Below are 19,564 nucleotides of genomic sequence, written 5' to 3' on the forward strand. Positions count from 1 at the left end.
AAGGATGTCGGTATGTCTTCTCCCCCTCCCTGGCCAATAGGGTTTCAAACCATTTTAGTGCGTGCAGTGCTGTACGTACTATTTATCGGTGCGATTGCCCAAGGTGCCTATTTAGAAGCACTCTATCTCCCTTCAGTACGGTTTTCTGAGCTGGGCTTTACCGAGTTTACGCAAACACTGGTGCTTGCCACCTGCTGTGCAATGCTGATTTATATTCGCCAAGTGCTTAAAGTCTGGCCCACCGTCACCCTACTTCTACTAGCGTTTGTGGCCGCCTCATTAGTGCGCGAACAGGATCACTTTTTAGATAACTATGTGGCTGAAAACACCTGGAAGGTACTGGTGGCACTGATTATTCTCCCGACACTCTTTTGGGTGGTGAAGCAGCGCCAACGCTTTCTTGCGGAATTCGTCCATTACAGTAACACCTTCGCTTTTGGCTTGTTTACGGCAGGCGTGCTGACCACTTATATATTCTCGCGCCTATATGGACGACAGGAATTCTGGCAAGCCATTCTTGAAGACAGCTACTCTGGAACCTTTAAAAGTGTCGCCGAGGAAGTGGTTGAGCTGCTCGGTTATAGCTTAATTTTGATCGCCACATTGGAGCTACTTCTTCTGGCTCGCCGCGTCTATAGGACTCGGCTCACCGCCCTTTAACGCTGGCACTGACTTACTCTACTGGTCACGCTTTTAGTCGCTTTTTATTAGTCACCTTCTATCACGCCGCCTTTGCTTTGCAAGGCGGCGTTTCATTTTTCAAATCTCGTCATGCAAAAAGCCGTTTGCGGCCCGCTACGCTTCAACGTAGTGTCGCGCGCTATGCCATATAGGTGCGATTTTTACTAAAAAACCCCACATAGACGATATAAATCTTATGAATAAAACCAAATATGATGAAAAAAACCTGCAGCGTGGTTTTTTCACTCGTTTTCTGGATAGTGTTGAGTGGCTAGGCAACCTGCTTCCGCATCCCGTGACGTTATTTGCGATGCTGTGCGTATTGGTCGTTATTGCCAGCGGGATTGCAGCAGCACTGGGGGTTTCTGTAGCCGACCCGCGGCCCGCTAATGAGGGTGAATGGATTGCTGTTAACTCACTGCTTAATGCTGAAGGTCTGCGGCGGTTAATAACCGAGGTGGTGACCAACTTTACTAGCTTTGCTCCGCTTGGCACCGTGCTGGTAGCGATGTTGGGTGTAGGCGTTGCTGAACACTCGGGACTGCTTTCTGCCAGCATGCGGGCGCTAGTACTGAATCGTTCACCGCGCATCGTTACCTATGCGGTGGTATTTGCGGGCATCATGTCGAACACCGCCTCTGAGCTGGGCTATGTAGTTCTTATTCCGTTAGCAGCCATGATTTTCCATTCACTAGGCCGCCATCCGCTAGCAGGTTTGGCAGCAGCGTTCTGCGGTGTCTCCGGTGGTTATAGCGCCAACCTGCTTATCGGCACGGTAGATCCGCTGCTCTCTGGGATCACCCAAGAAGCCGCCCGCCTGCTCGATCCTGCCTACAGCGTTGGTGCCGAAGCTAACTGGTTCTTCATGTTTGTGAGCACTTTCTTTGTCACCATTATTGGCGGTCTGGTGACTGAGTACATTGTGGAACCCAAACTGGGCAAATTTGATTCAGCCTATGCTGAAGATAATATTGATCAGCAGCGTATGGAGGGCCTGTCCGATACCGAGAAGCGGGCTCTAAAAGGTACTGGGCTGACGATGCTGGCAATCACCGCCCTGCTCGTTGCGATGGTGGTTCCGGAAGGTGGTATTTTACGCAATCCTGAAACAGGCTTAGTCAGCGGCTCGCCGTTCTTGCGCGGCATTGTGGTCATTGTGGCGGCCGCTTTTATTATGCTTGGTTTTATCTACGGTCGACTTGCGGGCACCATGCACAATGACCGCGACGTGGTAAATGCCATGGCTAAAAGCATGAGTAGCCTGGGCTTATATATCGTACTGGTATTTTTCGCCGCTCAATTCGTAGCACTGTTTAACTGGAGTAACTTCGGCACCGTCATCGCCGTAGCGGGGGCCAGCTTACTAGAGTCCCTTGGGTTAAGCGGGCCTGGCTTGTTCGCACTCTTTATTATTATGTGCGCCATCGTCAATCTTTCGCTGGGTAGTGCCTCTGCCCAGTGGGCAGTTACAGCGCCTATTTTTGTTCCCATGCTGATGCTAATGGGCTACGCCCCTGAAGTGATTCAAGCGGCCTACCGTATTGGCGACTCGGTGACTAACTTGATTACCCCCATGATGAGCTACTTTGGCCTGATCATGGCCATTGCTGCTCGTTACCGAAAAGACCTTGGGATTGGCACGCTGATAGCCCTTATGCTGCCCTATACGCTATTTATGCTGATCGGCTGGAGTCTGCTGTTCTTCATTTGGGTGTTTGTGTTTGGCCTTCCTGTAGGTCCTGGCTCTGCTACTTACTACACGCTGTAAGCTCACGCATAGTTTAATTAAAAGAGGAGCAATGCAAAAAGCCCGCCATTCAATGAACGGCGGGCTTTTTGATCTTAGCGGCTACTACTTGCTATTCACCACTTATCACTCACGGCATTCACTCGTCGAGGAACGAACGCAGCGGTTCAGAGCGGCTGGGGTGGCGCAGCTTACGCAGCGCTTTGGCTTCAATCTGACGGATTCGCTCACGCGTCACGTCAAACTGCTTGCCCACCTCTTCCAGCGTATGGTCGGTATTCATATCAATACCAAAGCGCATACGCAGCACTTTCGCTTCGCGAGCGGTCAAGCCGCCTAACACGTTACGTGTCGCTTCGATAAGGCCTTCACCGGTGGCCATATCGATCGGCAGCAGCATGGTGCCGTCTTCAATAAAGTCGCCCAGGTGTGAATCATCATCGTCACCAATCGGCGTCTCCATGGAGATCGGCTCTTTGGCGATTTTGAGTACCTTGCGTACTTTATCTTCCGGCATTTCCAAGCGCTCGCCGAGTTCTTCCGGCGTCGGCTCACGGCCCATTTCCTGCAGCATTTGGCGTGATACGCGATTGAGCTTGTTGATCGTCTCAATCATGTGCACCGGAATACGAATGGTGCGCGCCTGATCCGCGATGGAGCGGGTGATTGCTTGACGAATCCACCAAGTGGCATAGGTAGAGAACTTGTAACCGCGGCGATACTCGAACTTATCGACCGCTTTCATCAAGCCGATGTTGCCTTCCTGAATGAGATCCAGGAACTGCAAACCACGGTTGGTGTACTTCTTGGCAATCGAGATCACCAAGCGCAAGTTAGCCTCAACCATCTCTTTCTTGGCACGACGCGCTTTGGCCTCACCAATCGAGAGCTTGCGGTTCACCTCTTTAAGATCGGCAACAGACAGTTGCACCATGTCTTCTTCAAAGGCGATCTTGCGCTGGGCACGGGCGATATCGGCGCGCAGCGGCTCAAGACGGTCAGCGTACTTGCTCTGCGCTGCCTGGAAATCATCAAGCCACGTTTTACGCGATTCGTTGCCAGGAAACGACTTGATAAACGTTTTACGCGGCACCTTGGCTTTCTTCACGCACAGCTGCATCACCGCTTTTTCCTGGGCGCGCACCTGCTCAACGCTGATACGCACCTGGCCGACGAGGCGCTCAAAGTGCTTAGGTACCAGCTTGATGGGTGAGAAAAGCACGGCCAGGCGGGCCTGCTCTGCCTTCAGCTCGGCACTGCCTCGGCCATGCTTGGCAAACGCCGCTTCTACCAGGGCGTTCTGCTCGCGAATCTGCTCAAAACGCGCGCGCGCCTCTTCTGGATCCGGACCGCCTTCGCTGGCCGTAGAGTCTTCGTCCTCCTCATCCCCTTCGCCTTCAACGTCCTCTTCTAGCTCGGACTCGGGCTCTGGTTCAGGTACCTCTGCTTCAGCGACACCAGGAATACCTTCATCCGGGTCGATGAAACCAGAAAATAGATCCGAAAGACGCCCCGGCGCTTCTTCATCCTGGGTAGCGTCGTAAGCGTCCAAAATAGACGCGACGGCACCCGGCAAATAGGCCAGAGACGACATCACTTCACGGGTGCCCTCTTCGATCCGCTTGGCGATTTCAATTTCGCCTTCACGGGTCAAAAGTTCAACCGTGCCCATTTCACGCATGTACATGCGGACGGGGTCAGTGGTGCGGCCTACATCGCTTTCCACGGCGGCAAGGGCCGCTACGGCCTCTTCCGCAGCGGACTCGTCCGTGGATTGATCCGACATCATCAAAGTGTCTTCATCTGGCGCTTCTTCAGCGACACTAATACCCATGTCGTTGATCATGCCAATGATGTCTTCCACTTGATCCGGGTCGGCGATATCCTCGGGTAGATGGTCGTTGACCTCGGCATAGGTCAGGTAGCCCTGTTCCTTGCCGCGTGCGATCAACTCCTTCAGACGTGACTGCTGCTGCGCATTTCCAGCCATAGAAACCCTATCTCGACGAAGAAGAATGAAACACCTGGAGCGCTGAATCGATTAAACTCAACAAGCCGTACAGTATAGCGTAAATAGCAGGAAATTTTCCAGCTCGACGTATTTGCGCGGTCATTTAGGTGTGTTAGGTTGTTCGGTTAGGCCAACGCTCGGTGGCTGACCTTATATCTGGTGTTGATACGGCAGGAATTCAACCCCATCGCTCAAAACACCGCCTTATTGGCGCTGCGCAAGCTCCATTACCAAGCTTGCCAAACGCTGGCGCTGCTCCTTATCTAGCTTTTGCCCGGCGCGCTCCTGCGCCAGCAACGCTGCGTACTCCTCTTGTGGAGAACGCTGACGCTGAACATGCTGCAGATGTTCCACCCAGCCATTCAGCTCTGCTTCCCTATCTGCCTTTGGAATCAACAATTCGCGCTTAGCGAAGGCTGCCAAAGCTTGCCCCTGCTGACTGCCCTGAAAATGCGCCAACACCACCTGCGGACTGCGGTAACGCCCTGCTTTGAGCAGTGCAATCAACTCTTGGCATAGCGGCGTATCGTCATCTTCTGGCAACCACTCCAAATGATCAGGCAGCGCTGAAACCAAATTAGGCTCATGTAGCAGAAGCTGCACAATACGTCCGACAGGAGAAAGCACCTGAGAGCGGGAACGCGATGACTGAGTAGACGCCAATTTGACCGCGCTGGTGCTCTCTGAAGACGAGCCTATTTCACCCTGCTCTGGATCCCCTTGCGCAGGATGGCGCTGTGCCGCTTGGATACGTTTTTCGAGCAATACCTTCAACTGCTCCTGCGCCAACCCGCTACGCTGCGCCAATGATTCAAGCAGTAGTGATTTGAGCATGCCATCGGGCACTTTGTTCAATGCTTCCAGCACCTGGCTGGCAAATCGTTCGCGCCCTTCCACTGTATTCAGGTCGCGCCCTTGGGCCGCTTGCTCGAACAGAAACTCCGACAGCGGCATGGCACAGGTGACGCGATCCTGAAACGCCTGGGTGCCTTCACGGCGCACCAGGGTATCCGGGTCATCACCTTCCGGTAGAAATAGAAAGCGCGCTTCACGGCCATCAATCATTTGCGGCAACGCGGTTTCCAACGCCCGGCTAGCCGCCTGCCTTCCCGCACGGTCGCCGTCAAAACAGAACACCACACGACTCACCAGTCGAAACAGGCGGGTTAAATGGTCTTCCGTGGTGGCGGTACCCAGCGTCGCCACGGCGTTATGAATACCGAATTGGGCCAGCGCCACCACATCCATATAGCCTTCGACCATCACAAGCTGCTCAAGCTTGCTAGAGGCTTGGCGCGCTTCATATAGGCCGTAAAGCTCACGGCCTTTGTGGAACACGGGTGTTTCCGGCGAGTTGAGGTATTTGGGCTGATCATCACCCATTACCCGCCCGCCGAACGCAATCGTACGCCCACGCAAATCACGAATCGGAAACATGACCCGATCCCGAAAGCGGTCATAGGTACGCCCGGTATCTTCACGATGAATCAGCAGGCCATACTCCACCTGAACCGGCTCACCAATACCACGCTCACTGAGATGCTGCTTCAGCGCCTCCCAACCACTCGGGGCATAACCAATACCATAGGTCTTGATCACCTCATCCGAGAGCCCACGCCCCGTTAAATAACGCTGGGCGGACTGCCCTTCCTGCATCTTCAATCGCTCACGATAAAAACTGGCGGCGAGTTCAAGCAGGTTAACGCCCTCTTTGCGCTTCTTTTCGCGCTGCTGAGCACGTGGGTCGTCAGCACCTTCGCGAGGCACCTCAATACCCAAGCGCCCGGCCAACTGCTCTACCGCTTCGGGAAACGGCAGCTTGTCGTACTCCATCAAGAAGCGTAGTGCATTCCCATTAGCGCCGCAGCCAAAGCAGTGATAAAACTGCTTATCCGCGCTGACGGTGAACGACGGTGTCTTCTCTTGATGAAAGGGACATAGCCCGGAGTAGTTACGGCCGGCTTTTTTAAGCTGCACACGCTCACCGACCACCTCGACCACATCAACGCGGCCTAACAAGTCATCAATAAAACGCTGTGGAATTTGGCCTGCCATGAACTACGGGCATCCTCGCGCAAAGCGCTATTCACTGACTTTCGAGACTGTTTTCAAAAACTATCTTCAAAATAGTTTTCAAAAACCGTTTTAAAACTGATCTTAAAAACTACTTAAGGCCATCAGACCTATTGCCAGATCAGATCATCATAAACAGCGACGGTCTTGAAAAACGGTAATTTTGAAAAACAATAACCTTGAAAAACAGCGATCTTGAAAACGACAGTCAAAAACAAACGGCCACCTAGTGGCGGCCGCTTGACATCCCTCTTGAGACGACCAGCTAACTGCTCCGGCCCCCTCGGGTACGGATCAATAGAGCCGTTCGAAACGCTTTTGCTCACGCTGGACTTTCTTCGCGTGGCGTTTTACGGCAGCTGCCGCTTTGCGTTTACGCTCAGCAGTCGGCTTCTCATAGTGCTCGCGGCGGCGTACTTCAGAAAGAACACCGGCTTTTTCGCAAGAACGCTTGAAGCGACGCAGGGCGACGTCAAACGGCTCGTTATCACGTACTTTTACAGAAGGCATTAAGCACTCACCTACCTTAAGGAGTCTTGAGTTCGGATAGTACGTACACTGCGATATTGCGGTTCAGAATACAGTGTACGACCCAGTTTTACAGCGCACAGTAGTCTAGTCGCCGCTGACCATCTTTGCAAATGCTTACGCTCGTTTGCAGCGACAATGTTAGACTACTGGCCTTGCGATTTTCACCTTTATATTTTTTGCACATCCTTTGAGAGTCCCTTTTTATGCGTGTTCTGGGCATTGAGACATCCTGCGACGAAACGGGCGTTGCGCTTTATGACACTTCGCTGACCGGCGGCAAAGGGCTGCTTGCCGACGCGCTCTACAGTCAAATCGCCATGCACGCCGAATTTGGTGGCGTGGTACCCGAACTCGCTTCTCGCGACCACACCCGCAAACTGCTACCGCTGATTGAGCAGGTGCTTAGGGATGCCAAGCTAACGCGTCACGACCTGGACGGCATTACTTATACCGCTGGCCCGGGCTTAGTCGGTGCATTAATGGTGGGTGCCAGCACCGCCCACGGCATGGCACGAGCGTTAAATATTCCCGTACTGGGTGTGCATCATATGGAAGGCCACTTACTGGCACCGATGCTGGAAGACGAGCCGCCTGCGTTCCCTTTCGTGGCACTGCTGGTATCCGGCGGACATACCCAGTTGGTCGAAGTGCAAGGGCTGGGCCGCTATCAGCTGCTCGGCGAATCAGTGGATGACGCCGCGGGTGAAGCGTTTGATAAAGCTGCCAAAATGCTGGGCTTGGCCTACCCAGGTGGGCCTCAAGTCGCCAAACTGGCTGAACAAGGGAATCCCAAGCGTTTTCGCTTCCCACGCCCGATGACCGACCGACCAGGGCTTGATTTCAGTTTTTCCGGCTTAAAAACCCACACCATGACCGCCATTCGCCAATTGGAGGCAACTGGTGAACTCGACGACCAAGCACGTGCCGACGTAGCCCGCGCCTTTGAAGAAGCCGTGGTTGATACATTGGTCATTAAGTGCCGCAGGGCGCTGGATCAAACCGGTTTGAAACGTTTAGTGGTGGCGGGTGGGGTTAGCGCCAATCATCGCCTGCGTGAACGACTGCACGCTGAGTGTGAAAAACGCCAAGCCCGCGCCTACTACCCACGCGGGCGCTTCTGCACCGACAATGGCGCCATGATTGCCTACGTAGGCGCTCAACGCTTGGCAGCGGGCGAGTGCGATACCTACGGCATAATGCAGGCGACCCCCCGTTGGCCGCTGGAACAACTGACTCCCCCGGCGGCCTCTGACAGCTAGCAGTGAGCGCTCTAGGAGCCGCGAAATGGCGGCTCTTCACCGCATCGCAGTCGACGAATATTGAGCCCGTGGCGGGCCAGCACCAGCAGGCTAAAGCCACCAACCACCACAAAATACGCAGGCGCTAGCCAAGCGCATATCAGCGGCGCCACCAAAGCACTGACCAGCGATGCCATCGCCGCCGTCTTTAGCCGCCACGCCAGTAGCGCCCAAATGGCGGCACTTAATAGCGCCACATTGGGCACCAATATCAGCAGTACACCAAACGCACTGGCGACTGCCTTTCCGCCACGAAAGTGATGCCATAAGGGAAAACTGTGTCCTAGCAACACGGCCAGCCCAACCAGCCCTTGCAACCATACTGGGCAGTTCATGAGCTTGGCCCCCAAAACAGCGGGCATGGCTTTTAAGGCATCTAGCAGCAGAGTGACGGCCGCCAAACGGGGGCCATAAAGGCGCAATACGTTAGAAAACCCAGGGTTAAACGAACCATGTTGGCGTGGGTCACCCACACCCGCTAGGCGGCAAACACTCAGCGCTGCCAACCAACTGCCGCTTAAATAACCCACTACTATCCATACCATGGCGCTCTGCTCGCTTTATAGACCGTCTCGATAGCCTGGCTCACTGTCGTTTAGCCCCATCCTAACGTACAATCGCCCGCTTGTTGCAGCTGGGGGAAGGCAGATGGATCGCATTTTTATTGAAGCGTTAACCGTCGACACAGTTATCGGTGTCTATGATTGGGAGCGTTCGATTCAGCAATCGCTGAGCTTGGACTTGGTGCTGGCAACCGATATACGTTCAGCGGCAGCGACCGATGATTTACGCCTCACGCTGGATTACGCGGCCATTTGTCAGCGCATCCAGACATTTGCTGATGCTCATCAATTCGCCCTGGTCGAAACTTTCGCCGAACGCCTCGCAGAGTACCTGCGCACAGAATTTCCAATCAGTTGGTTGCGCCTCACCGTGCGTAAACCCGGCGCAGTGCCCAACGCTGTCAGCGTCGGTCTGGAAATTACCCGCGGCGCCTTACCAGAGGCAACGCAGGAGCCCAGCGCATGAAGCTGGTCACTGTCAGCTTAGGCAGCAATATTTATCCCACCCGGCATATCCGCTACTGCCTTGATGCGCTCGCGGACACCTTTGGCTCGCTGCAAATCTCACGTGTATTTGAAAGCGAGCCAGTGGGTTTTACCGACAGCCGCAATTTCTATAATTTGGTAGTAGCCTTTCACAGTGACTGGTCACCTGGGGAGCTTCAGGCTTGGAGTAAGCAGCTGGAAATAGAACACGGCCGCCTTCCCGACACTGCTAAATTCAGCCCCCGCGCGCTGGATATCGACTTGCTTACCGTGGGCAGCCTCTGCGGCACCATCGATGATGTCACGTTGCCACGCAGCGAAATCACCCATAATGCGTTCGTGCTGCAGCCGCTTGCTGAATTGCTACCCACTGAACGCCACCCCTTGTGTGACACCTCTTACGCTTCGCTATGGAAAACCTTCGAACTAGGCAGCCAACGCCTCTGGGCGGTTGATTTTAGCTGGCGTGGCCGCTGGATCTCTCAGTCAGACGAGCTTCCTCGCTTGGCAGCGGCCCGTCGGTAACCGGCTACTCAAGTGCTACCGCCACGGCTTGCCCGCGCCGCACGCGTATTGCCTCACCCAGCGCCGCCCCTTGATATCCTTCCGCCATTAACGCCTGCGGCCCCACCTCGCGAGCCGCTAGCCAAGCGCTGCCAAGCCGCTCCACTTGCTCCGGCGCCAGCACGCTCACTAATGCCAACTGCGCCTCGACCTGCTCGGGCTTGCGCCATCCATCCAATCGTTCCAGCCAATGCAGCACGTTCGGGCCATCCAGTGGCGCGGCAAGCAGCGTATGAGTGAGCGCGGTATGGCGGGCAAGCTGGGCCACGCCGTTGGGCAACTTTAACCGTGCTGCTAAAGTATCGCGCTGTTCAGTGGTGAGCGGTGACACCAACTGCGCGTAGCGCCAGTGGGCCACTGCTATCGTGCTGCTTTGGGGCGTTTGATCCAGCGCAGCTAAACCTTGCAGTAACACCGACCCCATAAGTTCGGGAAACCAGAGAGGCAACGCCTCGCAGCGCTCCAGGGTGGTGAAATAAACGTCCGGACTCGGTTCGCCCAGCGCCTTTTCGGTTTCCACCCACACCCGTTCGGCGGCCAAATGCTCAAGTTCACCGCTGTGGCTCACTTGGCGCATCAATGTCAGGGTTTCATCAGCAATGGTGAATCCCAGCGATGCATAGCGGGCTAAAAAGCGCGCGGTACGCAGTACCCGCAGCGGGTCTTCGCTAAACGCCATTGAGATATGCCGCAGCACACGCTGTTCAATATCGCCCTGCCCATTAAACGGGTCGGTTAACTCCCCCTCAATGCTCTGGGCAATCGCATTGATGGTTAGGTCACGGCGTAACAAATCCTCTTCCAGCGTGACATCGGGGCTGGCGTGAACATCAAACCCTGCGTAGCCGTGACCAGACTTACGCTCGGTGCGGGCAAGAGCATATTCCTCAGCGGTCTCTGGATGCAAGAAAACCGGAAAGTCGCGACCCACTGGCTTAAAACCACGCTTGCGCATGGCCTCTGGCGTGGCGCCCACCACGACCCAATCGTTATCGACAACCGGCCAACCTAGCAAAGCGTCACGCACCGCGCCGCCTACACGATAAACCTGAAGGCCTGCTAAACGGGGATCAGTCCATTTTTTAGTGTTACTTTTCTCCATTGTATCCTCTATCTCCCCCGCTGCTGACTGGGCACGCTAGTGCGCTCGCCATTGGTCAGGTTTAGCGCGGTTAATCGCCCACCCCAAACACAGCCTGTATCAAGCGCCTCGACGGGCACCTGCGCCTGAGGAGCCTCCCCTTCAAGGGCAGCCCAGTGGCCAAACAGCAGTTGAATATCATCGGCACGCGGGTATTGAAACCAAGGTAGAAAACCTTCTGGGGCACTATCAAGCCCCTCTTTCGCGGCAAACTCTAAACGCCCTTGGGCATCAATAAAGCGCATCCGAGTGAACACATTCACAATCAAACGTAGCCGGTCCATGCCCTCCAGGTCATCGCGCCAGATGTCCGGCTGGTTGCCAAATAGCAGGGTTAAAAATTCACCCGCTGTTTCGCTTGCCAGCGCCGCCTGAACTTCCCGCCCGAGCGCTTCGGCCTGGGGAACGCTCCACTGGGGCAGCAGCCCGGCATGGGTCATTAGTATTCGGTGCTCAAACACGCTAAGGGGCTGGCTTTGAAGCCAATCCAGCAGTTCCTCCCGGTCAGGGGCACCAAGAATATCGCTCAGGGTGTCATTTTTTTTAAGCTTACCTCCGCCACGGGCCACGACCAGCAAATGGAAGTCATGATTGCCCAATACGCTTTTTGCGGCGCTACCGAGCGCGCGCACCTCCCGCAAGCACGCTAAAGAACCGGGGCCGCGATTAATCAAATCGCCGACTAGCCAAAGCGTATCCTGCGTAGGGTTAAAACTGAGTTTCTCCAGCAGCGCTACGAATTCAGCATGACAACCATGTAAATCGCCGATCGCATAGGTGCTCATGCGTGAGGCCTTTTTAATGAAATGAGTGGGCTAAATACTACCACCTCACTCGCCTCTTCTGCCTGCCGTCGGTTATTTATCTTGATGATTAACGCTGGTGAAAATAGCGAACCTGGATCACTATAAAAATGCGCGTTGGCGTTCTCAAGACACACGTCCAGCAGCGAAATCGCCTTTCATAAGATCGCTGCCTCGTCACTACTGTTAAGGAAAACGATACTCATATGGCTATGGATCATACGCGGCGTGGGCTACTACGAGTAGTTACCCTGGCGGGCATCGGCGCTGTAGTGCTGCCCGGTACAACACTGTTGCCGATCGCCCAGGCCTTTACCGCTAAAACTTCCCCACCTATCGCTTCGGTGGTGGTGAACGGTTGGTTGCTTAAGGCTAGCGACCGCTGATGTATATTGATTTTGAGGCTATCAGCGAACAGCGCGACGCTGTGGATGTCTGCATTATCGGCGCGGGTGCAGCAGGCATTTCCATGGCGGTCACCCTATCGGAGCGGGGGCACCGTGTGCTGCTGTGCGAAGGTGGCGATGCTGATTACAGCGAGCGATCTCAGGAGTGCTATCGGGGCGAAACCATCGGCGATCCTTATATTCCTTTATATGGCGCTCGCCTACGCCATTTGGGTGGCTCGACCAATCACTGGGGCGGCGTCTGTCGTCCTTTGGATCGCTATGACTTCACCGCCAAATCAGCCGCCAGCGAGACAGCTTGGCCCATTGGCCGTGATGCGCTTTCGCCCTACTACCACTCTGCCGCCAAGTTACTCGACTTGGCGACGACGCCCGCAGACCAAACTATCGCTGGGGCTGGGTTTAAACGTATCTATTTTTCTCTGGGCAACCCGACACGGCTGAAAGATAAATTTGCCGCTATGCTGCGCGATTCGATGACGCTTGAGTGCTGCTTAACGGCCAACCTAGTGGCACTGGAAACCCAAGATGGCCACGTCACCAGTGCCACTTTCAAGAATTACCAAGGGGACTACCGCTTGGTACATGCGCGCTATTTTGTGCTCGCCTGCGGCGGTATCGAAAACTCACGCCTGCTGCTGTGGTGCAACCAGCAAGCCAATGGACAGCTAATACCGCAGGCGGGCGCACTGGGGCGCTACTGGATGGAGCACCCTCACGCCACTGTGGGCAAGGCGCTGTTGTTCAAGCCAGCAGCATTGGGGCTGGACGACGAATACAACGTGTTTCTCTCCCCCACTGCTGCGTCCCTCGACTCACGTCAAATACTCAACTGCGGGCTGCGCTTGCACCGTATGAACGCTGAAACCACTCAGGCGCTGATTGATGAGCTCGCTGATCAAGCCCCTACGCTGGCGGGACGAATACGTATCTGGCAAGCCCAAGGGCAGATAATCCATGGCGTGGTGCTACGAGCCGCCTGGGAACAGGAGCCGCGCTTTGAGAACCGTATCGAACTGAGCGATGAGTTGGATGACCTGGGCGTTCCCCGCAGCCGCTTGGTATGGCAGCAATCTGAGCTGGATCGCCGCACTATTCGCGAGAGCATGCTACTGCTAGGTGAATACCTGCGTGACAATGAGGTAGGCAGGCTACAGATGGCTGATTGGCTTGCCGATACGCCGGTGCAGCTGCCCACGGAAGGCGAACTTGCTGGGCGTCACCACATGGGCGGCACGCGCATGAGCCTTGTTGCCGAGGCCGGTATCGTTAACCCCGACTGCCGTCTGTTTGCCCAGGAAAATTGCTACGTGGCGGGCTCCAGCGTGTTTACCAGCGCAGGGCACGCCAACCCCACATTAACGCTGGTGCAACTGGCCCTGCGACTTTGCGATCACCTGGAAAGCAGATTAGCGCAAAATGCTAGTGGAGCTGGAGCGGCACCGCCAGCCTGAACGGTGTGATGGCCACTTCAAACGCGCGTTGCGTGGAAGTGTCCAGCAACGTATAGGCGCCTTCCATGACTCCCACCGGCGTTTGAAGAATGGCACGGCTGGTATAGCGAAAGCTCTGCCCAGGGCCAATCAGCGGCTGCTGCCCGACGACGCCTTTGCCGCGCACCTCCTGGCACTCGCCGCTGCCCTGGGTGATTTTCCAATAGCGCGCCATGAGCTGCACGCTATGGGGACTTTGATTATGGACGGTGATGGTATAGCTGAAGACGTAGCGCGACTCCGCATCATTGGACTCATCGGCACGGTAGCTAGGCGCAACGTTTACCTCGATAGTTAGACCACTCACGCTTGGCTGCCCCGCTCACCGCTCGCCGGCTCATCGGCGGCGACTCGATTGGCAATCGCCACGTATTCGGCGACCGTCAGTGTTTGCGGACGGCGGATAGGATCAATACCCAATGCTTCAAGGATTTCAGGACTCACGCGCCCTTTAAAGTTATTGCGCAGCGTTTTGCGCCGCTGACCAAACGCGAGCTTCACCAACTCAAACAGCAACGTGGGGTCTTCTGCCGTATGGGGCAGGGTCGCATGAGGCGTTAAGCGCACGATGGCCGACTCAACCTTGGGCTGCGGCACAAAGGCTTCCGGCGGCACAATAAATAGCTGCTCGACATTACAGTAGTACTGCGCCATGACCGAAAGACGCCCCCAATCGGCACCGCCCGGTTCAGCAGCCAAACGCTCAACGACTTCTTTTTGCAGCATGAAGTGCATATCTTCTATCGCACTTCCTGCGGCCAAGAGATGAATTATCAGCGGCGTGGAGATGTTGTAAGGCAGGTTGCCCACCACGCGCAGCGCAGGTCCATCGCCTTTCAGCGCGGCAAAATCAAACTTCAGCGCATCGCCTTCATGTATCACAAAGTCTGGGTAGTTAAAAAACTGCACGCGCAGGCCAGGGATCAGATCGCGGTCGAGTTCAATGACTTCTAAATGCCCTGCCGCTTCCAGCAGCGGCTCGGTCAGCGCGCCCTGCCCTGGGCCAATTTCGACAAGGCGATCCGTCGAGCGCGGGCCAACGGCACGAACGATCCGCGAAATAATGCCAAGGTCGCGCAAAAAGTTCTGACCAAAGCGTTTACGAGCGCGGTGTTGGGGCACAGTAGACATCAAACGGTGTTCCTTGGAGTGCGGATTCAATCGGGAGTATTTCGCAGCAAACGCTAGACAGTAGCAGACAACCGCTGGGTAGATAGACGGCGTGCAAGGGCGATAGCGACTTTCAGGCTGCCGGGGTCTGCCACGCCTTTGCCAGCCAGATCCAACGCGGTGCCATGGTCGACCGAAGTGCGTACCAATGGCAAGCCCAGGGTAATATTGGCAGCCTGACCAAAGCCTGCATATTTTAACACTGCCAAGCCCTGGTCATGGTACATCGCCAGCACCGCATCGACACCTGCCAAGTGCCGCGGGGTAAATAGTGTGTCGGCGGGCAACGGGCCAAGGATATCCATTCCCTCAGCGCGAAGGGCATCAAGCGCGGGAATAATAATATCCAGCTCTTCGTGGCCCAGGTGGCCATTTTCACCGGCATGCGGGTTTAAGCCACACACTGCAATGCGCGGTTTGGCAATCCCGAACTGGCGCTGCAAATCAGCCTCCAGTAAGCGACTAATCCGAGTGACCCGCTCAAAGGTGATAGCGTCGGCGACGTTGCGCAGAGGCAAGTGGGTGGTCACCAGAGCAACACGTAAATCGCCACTACCCTGCCAGCTTGGCGATGCCGCATGTAGCGCCGCGTCGGTGGCCAGCATCATCACGACGTCATCAACGCCACAGGCATCACGCAGCCATTCGGTATGGCCGGTAAAGCCTGGGTGACCGCCGTCAATAATTACGCCTTTGTGCAGTGGTGCGGTCACCATGGCAGCGGCAAGACCGCATTGACAGGCATCGACCGCCATTGCCAGGATGGCAAGTACGTAATCGGCGTTAGCTGGATTAAGCACACCTGGCGAGGTAGGGGCATTAAGAGCGACGGACCAAACAGGTAAGGCATTGTCGCCACCTGGGCACTCACCCACCGAACACTCGACCACCGTAACATCCAGCCCCAGCGCAATTGCACGCTGGCGCAGCATTTGCGGATCGCCAATGGCCACAGTATTCGGAGGCAGAAGCCCCCGGGCTGCCAGCATTAGTGTTAGTTCAGGGCCTATGCCCGCTGGCTCGCCAGTGGTGACGACCACCGGCAGCGCGCTATCAACCCTTGAAGTACCAGCTACCATTAGAGACGAATATCAACAAAAGCCTGTGAGCGAATCTCCTGCTGCCAGGTTTCAAGCTCTTCATTGGCACGGCGTTGGAAGATTGCTTGGCGCACCTGCTCGCGCTGGCTCTCTTGGGTAACGTTCTGACGACGACGCTCTTCCACCTCAATCACGTGGTAGCCAAACTGAGAGCGCACCGGCTGGGATATCTGGTTAACGCCTAGGCCACGCATTGCTTCCTCAAACGCAGGAACGGTTTGCCCTGGGCGCACCCAGCCAAGCTCCCCCCCGTTGAGTGCAGTGCCGCTGTCATCGCTATACTCGCGCGCTACAGAGGCAAAATCATCACCCTGAGACAAGCGCTGACGCACTTCTTCGGCTCGGGCACGCGCCTGATTTTCATCCCTATTAGGCGTCAGCTCGATTAATACGTGGCGGGCACGCGTCTCTTCAATGAAGTTCTGCTCGCCAGCCTGCCCCTGCTGCTGGTCTAGAAAACGCTCAACGTCACGATCACTAACCGTCACACGATTACTGATTTGGCGCTGCTGCACCTGACGCATCAACATTTCGCGGCGAATATCTTCGCGCACGCTCGCCAGCGTCATGCCGTCAGCTTCCACGGCATCAGCAAACTCGTCTAGCGTCATGCCGTTGGATTCGGCAATCGAGCGCACCTGACCGTTTAGCTCAGTATCATCAATAGTCAGACTGGCATCTTCCGCCATCTGTAGCTGAATCTCTTCCAACACCATGCGCTCAAGCACCTGTCGCTCAAGCTGGGAACGAGAAGGAAGATTACCGCCCTGCGTCTGGGCCTGCTGCTCAATTTGCGCCATACGATCATCCAATTCGCTGCGCATGATCACATCATTATTGACCACGGCCACGACACTATCCAATGCCTGACGCTGAGTGGACTGGAATTTCTGCGCCTGGAGCGTCAGCGGGGCCAACGCAAGGCCAGCACCAACACAGAGGGCGAGTAGGCTACCCGCAGAGAGCTGTTTCATTCGGCCTAGCAAGGGCTTTCTCATTTTCATTACAAACGTCTCTTTCATTAGCCATTCTATGGAAGTCATTTACAGGGCGGTCGGACGATAGCCAGGAATGGTCTGTTCAAAATAGCTGTCCGCATTCTGGCCAACGCCACCTAAGCCACGGAACACGAAGCGCAAAAATAGCCCGCGATCATTAAAGTCATCATCAACGCGGGCAGTATCATCGTCATCGACCCATTCACGCCAGACAAGCTGCAGGCCATAACAGCAGTTGTTCCACTGCACACCGGCTAGCTGCTCAAGCGAGCGGTCATTGGTTTGATCGTGAAGGTAGCGACCGATCAAATCAATGCTAGTGCTGGCTTTCCAGGCAAACGACAGATCCCACTCTTCACGGTTATAGTTGCGGAAGCCATCATCGCCCTGCAACACACCCGGGTCGAACCCTTCGATCTCCCAACGATAGCCAAGGTTCACTACGTGCCCTTCGGGATGGCGATAACGTACATCAACGCTTGAGCGCTCGGTGCGATCACGGTGATCATCGTAGAGCCATTCGTAGCCACTGCTCCAGCGATCATTAATTTGCCAATCAAGGCGGGTCACCAGTGGTGAGCGATCCCGGGTGGCCTGATAGTAGCTTTCTGGATTAACGTTGGGGTTTTCTTCTGGGCGATCCGGCAGCGTATCCGCATCGCCTTCGCTATCGATTCGGCGATCATCAAAGTAAACACTCTGCCCGACCCCAAACGAGAGCCGATCACGACCGGACGCATCCTCAAGCAGGCGCGACTGCACGCCATAAGAGATCCGGTTGAGATCACCCACGCGGTCAGCGCCGGAAAAGCGCTGGGCGGACCAGAGCTGATCCCAGGAAAACGCACGTTCGCGGCTGTCAAAGTCCGGCAGCTCAGTTTGATCGGTACGCGGCACGTAGGCGTAATTCAGACGCGGCTCCAAGGTTTGGCGATAGTCGCGCCCGCCAAGGGCCAGCTCGCGCTCAAAGACCAAGCCACTATCGACCGAGGTCAACGCAATGCTGCGGCTGGGCGAGTCGCCCCGCTCCGTTTCACGCTCGCCATAATCCAACTCATAGGCGGTGTTCCACAGTTCAGTACGCGGCTCTAAATAGCCCCAAGGTCGCTCAAAGCGCCATCCAACAACTGGCGTGAGGTGCAACCGGCTACCGGTGGCCGCCTCACGCTCCGGCACACGACGCTCATCCACATCGCGCCAAAAATAGGTCGCGTTAGAGCGCCACTGGGTATAGAGCCCGTTGTCGAACTGCCAGTTCGCGTTGGCGCTCAGGCTCGGCAATTGATAAAAAGGCTTATCGCTATCGCTGAGCGGATCTTCCAAGCGTTGGAATCCCTGGGCGCGGGCATCTAGCTGCCAGCGCTGGCCGCGGTAATCAACCTGGGCTAATCGCTTCATGCTGGCGCGATCACTCTCCCCGAACTCACCGCCAAAGTCATCGAAATAACGCCCGTCACTAGCAGCCCCATAGCGCAGTTGGTAATTACTGCGCTCGTTAACCCGTCCGGCGTGGCGCGCATCCACGTACCAGCGATCATCGCCCTCAAAGCGATTTTCTCCGCCGCCGGAGCCACCGTTATCGCTATTTAAATAGCCGCCTTCAACGATGCCTGCGCTCTCTTCAAACAGATAGCGGTACTCACCGTTCATCAGCAATCCGTGATCGCTCATCCAGCGTGGCGTGATGGTCGCATCGTGGTTAGCGGCGATATTCCAATAAAAGGGCTGGGTGTAATCAAAACCATCTGATGAAAAGCCTATCGACGGGGAAAGTAGCCCAGTATGCCGACGATCATCAATAGGAAAGCGCAGCCAAGGCCAGTAAAATACCGGGACATCTTTAACATGCAGTCGGGCGTGACGCGCGGTGCCAAAGCCTTCTGCTTGGTATAATCGAATATCACTGCTGACCAGTTTCCAGCTATTGGCGCCTGGGTCACAGGTCGTGAAGCTGGCGTCCTGCAAGCGGTACTCGCTTTCCCCGGTTTGCTCTAACTGAGCGGCCTGACCGCGCAGGTGTTGGTCGTAAAGCACATAATGGCTATTACCCAACGTCGCACGGTCTTCATTTAGCCTGAGCATCGCCTGCTCGCCGCGCACCAATGCACGTCCGTCACGTATGGCGATATTGCCTTCAGCATCGACCTGCTCACGGTCGGCGGGTAAAAAGACGCGCTCCGCTTCCACTTCCTCATTGCCGCGGCGCAGCACCACATCACCGCGCAACAGCGCCTCGCCATTGGCGGCGTAATCAACGTCGCTGGCCTCAAGCGAGAGGGTTTCCGGGTTCTCTTCCGCGGGTAAGCGGTAGCTGGGCATCACGTAGCGCCCCCGGCACAATTGATTGGCCGCCTCTTCTTCCCCCCAGGCTTGCCAGTCTAACGCTTCCGCGGGCATGTCTTGACCTTGAGCCACCGCCGTAAACGAGGCGCCAGCAAGCAAACTGCCCATCAGCGTATGCGCAACTGGCAACGTGCGCGAAAATCGCTTGCCCATGT

18 protein-coding genes are annotated in these 19,564 nt (G+C 55.7%); 7 read left to right on the forward strand and 11 right to left on the reverse strand.

What is annotated here, in order from left to right; genetic code table 11:
* Nucleotides 1-12: 12 nt before the first annotated feature.
* Nucleotides 13-660 carry a hypothetical protein gene (locus Q3Y66_RS14560; protein WP_008956353.1) on the forward strand — a complete coding sequence of 216 codons (648 nt, stop codon included), beginning with the start codon at nt 13-15 and terminating at the stop codon, nt 658-660.
* Nucleotides 661-877: 217 nt separating this feature from the next.
* On the forward strand, nt 878-2,449 hold the full coding sequence (locus tag Q3Y66_RS14565) for an AbgT family transporter (protein WP_008956352.1): 1,572 nt from the start codon (nt 878-880) through the stop codon (nt 2,447-2,449).
* Between the two features lie 118 nt (nt 2,450-2,567).
* Here the strand turns inward: Q3Y66_RS14565 and rpoD are convergent, their stop codons facing one another.
* The 3 genes from rpoD to rpsU all read right to left on the reverse strand — a co-directional run bounded on the left by rpoD (nt 2,568) and on the right by rpsU (nt 7,022).
* Nucleotides 2,568-4,418 carry an RNA polymerase sigma factor RpoD gene (rpoD, locus tag Q3Y66_RS14570; protein ID WP_008956351.1) on the reverse strand — a complete coding sequence of 617 codons (1,851 nt, stop codon included), beginning with the start codon at nt 4,416-4,418 and terminating at the stop codon, nt 2,568-2,570.
* Between the two features lie 225 nt (nt 4,419-4,643).
* Entirely contained in the window at nt 4,644-6,494 is a 1,851-nt protein-coding gene (gene dnaG, locus Q3Y66_RS14575; RefSeq protein ID WP_008956350.1) for a DNA primase, read from the reverse strand.
* A gap of 312 nt (nt 6,495-6,806) precedes the next feature.
* Nucleotides 6,807-7,022 carry a 30S ribosomal protein S21 gene (gene rpsU / locus Q3Y66_RS14580; protein ID WP_008956349.1) on the reverse strand — a complete coding sequence of 72 codons (216 nt, stop codon included), beginning with the start codon at nt 7,020-7,022 and terminating at the stop codon, nt 6,807-6,809.
* 224 nt (nt 7,023-7,246) lie between these two features.
* On the opposite strand from rpsU, the gene tsaD reads away from it, so the two are divergent.
* Nucleotides 7,247-8,302 carry a tRNA (adenosine(37)-N6)-threonylcarbamoyltransferase complex transferase subunit TsaD gene (tsaD, locus tag Q3Y66_RS14585; protein ID WP_008956348.1) on the forward strand — a complete coding sequence of 352 codons (1,056 nt, stop codon included), beginning with the start codon at nt 7,247-7,249 and terminating at the stop codon, nt 8,300-8,302.
* Nucleotides 8,303-8,313: 11 nt separating this feature from the next.
* On the opposite strand, the gene plsY is transcribed toward tsaD, so the two are convergent.
* Nucleotides 8,314-8,886 carry a glycerol-3-phosphate 1-O-acyltransferase PlsY gene (gene plsY / locus Q3Y66_RS14590; RefSeq protein ID WP_008956347.1) on the reverse strand — a complete coding sequence of 191 codons (573 nt, stop codon included), beginning with the start codon at nt 8,884-8,886 and terminating at the stop codon, nt 8,314-8,316.
* A 103-nt stretch (nt 8,887-8,989) separates the two neighbouring features.
* On the opposite strand from plsY, the gene folB reads away from it, so the two are divergent.
* Nucleotides 8,990-9,370 (forward strand): dihydroneopterin aldolase, encoded by a 381-nt coding sequence (gene folB, locus Q3Y66_RS14595; protein WP_008956346.1) that lies wholly within the window; start codon nt 8,990-8,992, stop codon nt 9,368-9,370.
* Complete coding sequence (folK, locus tag Q3Y66_RS14600; RefSeq protein WP_008956345.1) at nt 9,367-9,915, forward strand: 2-amino-4-hydroxy-6-hydroxymethyldihydropteridine diphosphokinase; 549 nt, start codon at nt 9,367-9,369, stop codon at nt 9,913-9,915. Before folB ends, folK begins: the two co-directional genes overlap by 4 nt.
* 4 nt (nt 9,916-9,919) lie before the next feature.
* Here the strand turns inward: folK and Q3Y66_RS14605 are convergent, their stop codons facing one another.
* Entirely contained in the window at nt 9,920-11,056 is a 1,137-nt protein-coding gene (locus tag Q3Y66_RS14605) for a polynucleotide adenylyltransferase (protein ID WP_008956344.1), read from the reverse strand.
* Nucleotides 11,057-11,064: 8 nt separating this feature from the next.
* On the reverse strand, nt 11,065-11,880 hold the full coding sequence (locus Q3Y66_RS14610; protein ID WP_008956343.1) for a symmetrical bis(5'-nucleosyl)-tetraphosphatase: 816 nt from the start codon (nt 11,878-11,880) through the stop codon (nt 11,065-11,067).
* A 224-nt stretch (nt 11,881-12,104) separates the two neighbouring features.
* Between Q3Y66_RS14610 and Q3Y66_RS14615 the strand changes: the two genes are divergently transcribed.
* Together Q3Y66_RS14615 and Q3Y66_RS14620 are read left to right on the forward strand one after the other, a co-directional pair.
* The gene (locus Q3Y66_RS14615; protein WP_008956342.1) at nt 12,105-12,284 is read left to right on the forward strand and encodes a hypothetical protein; all 180 of its coding nucleotides are present in this window, start codon (nt 12,105-12,107) and stop codon (nt 12,282-12,284) included.
* A complete protein-coding gene (locus Q3Y66_RS14620) occupies nt 12,284-13,759 on the forward strand; it encodes an FAD-dependent oxidoreductase (RefSeq protein ID WP_008956341.1) in 1,476 nt (491 codons plus the stop codon). The genes Q3Y66_RS14615 and Q3Y66_RS14620 overlap by 1 nt, the downstream gene beginning before the upstream one ends.
* Here Q3Y66_RS14620 and apaG read toward each other — a convergent pair.
* From apaG to Q3Y66_RS14645, 5 genes are read right to left on the reverse strand one after another with little or no spacing between them, the layout of a single operon-like run.
* A complete protein-coding gene (gene apaG, locus Q3Y66_RS14625; protein WP_008956340.1) occupies nt 13,728-14,105 on the reverse strand; it encodes a Co2+/Mg2+ efflux protein ApaG in 378 nt (125 codons plus the stop codon). The two genes, Q3Y66_RS14620 and apaG, sit on opposite strands and share 32 nt — an antisense overlap.
* On the reverse strand, nt 14,102-14,929 hold the full coding sequence (gene rsmA / locus Q3Y66_RS14630) for a 16S rRNA (adenine(1518)-N(6)/adenine(1519)-N(6))-dimethyltransferase RsmA (RefSeq protein WP_008956339.1): 828 nt from the start codon (nt 14,927-14,929) through the stop codon (nt 14,102-14,104). The genes apaG and rsmA overlap by 4 nt, the downstream gene beginning before the upstream one ends.
* A 53-nt stretch (nt 14,930-14,982) precedes the next feature.
* Nucleotides 14,983-16,047 (reverse strand): 4-hydroxythreonine-4-phosphate dehydrogenase PdxA, encoded by a 1,065-nt coding sequence (pdxA, locus tag Q3Y66_RS14635; protein ID WP_008956338.1) that lies wholly within the window; start codon nt 16,045-16,047, stop codon nt 14,983-14,985.
* Nucleotides 16,047-17,072: a peptidylprolyl isomerase gene (locus tag Q3Y66_RS14640; RefSeq protein WP_008956337.1), complete on the reverse strand. Its 1,026-nt coding sequence runs from the start codon at nt 17,070-17,072 to the stop codon at nt 16,047-16,049. The genes pdxA and Q3Y66_RS14640 overlap by 1 nt, the downstream gene beginning before the upstream one ends.
* Before the next feature lie 39 nt (nt 17,073-17,111).
* Complete coding sequence (locus tag Q3Y66_RS14645; RefSeq protein WP_008956336.1) at nt 17,112-19,562, reverse strand: LPS-assembly protein LptD; 2,451 nt, start codon at nt 19,560-19,562, stop codon at nt 17,112-17,114.
* Between the last annotated feature and the right edge of the window lie 2 nt (nt 19,563-19,564).

This window comes from Halomonas sp. HAL1 (assembly GCF_030544485.1).
Classification (GTDB): Bacteria; Pseudomonadota; Gammaproteobacteria; order Pseudomonadales; family Halomonadaceae; genus Vreelandella; species Vreelandella arctica.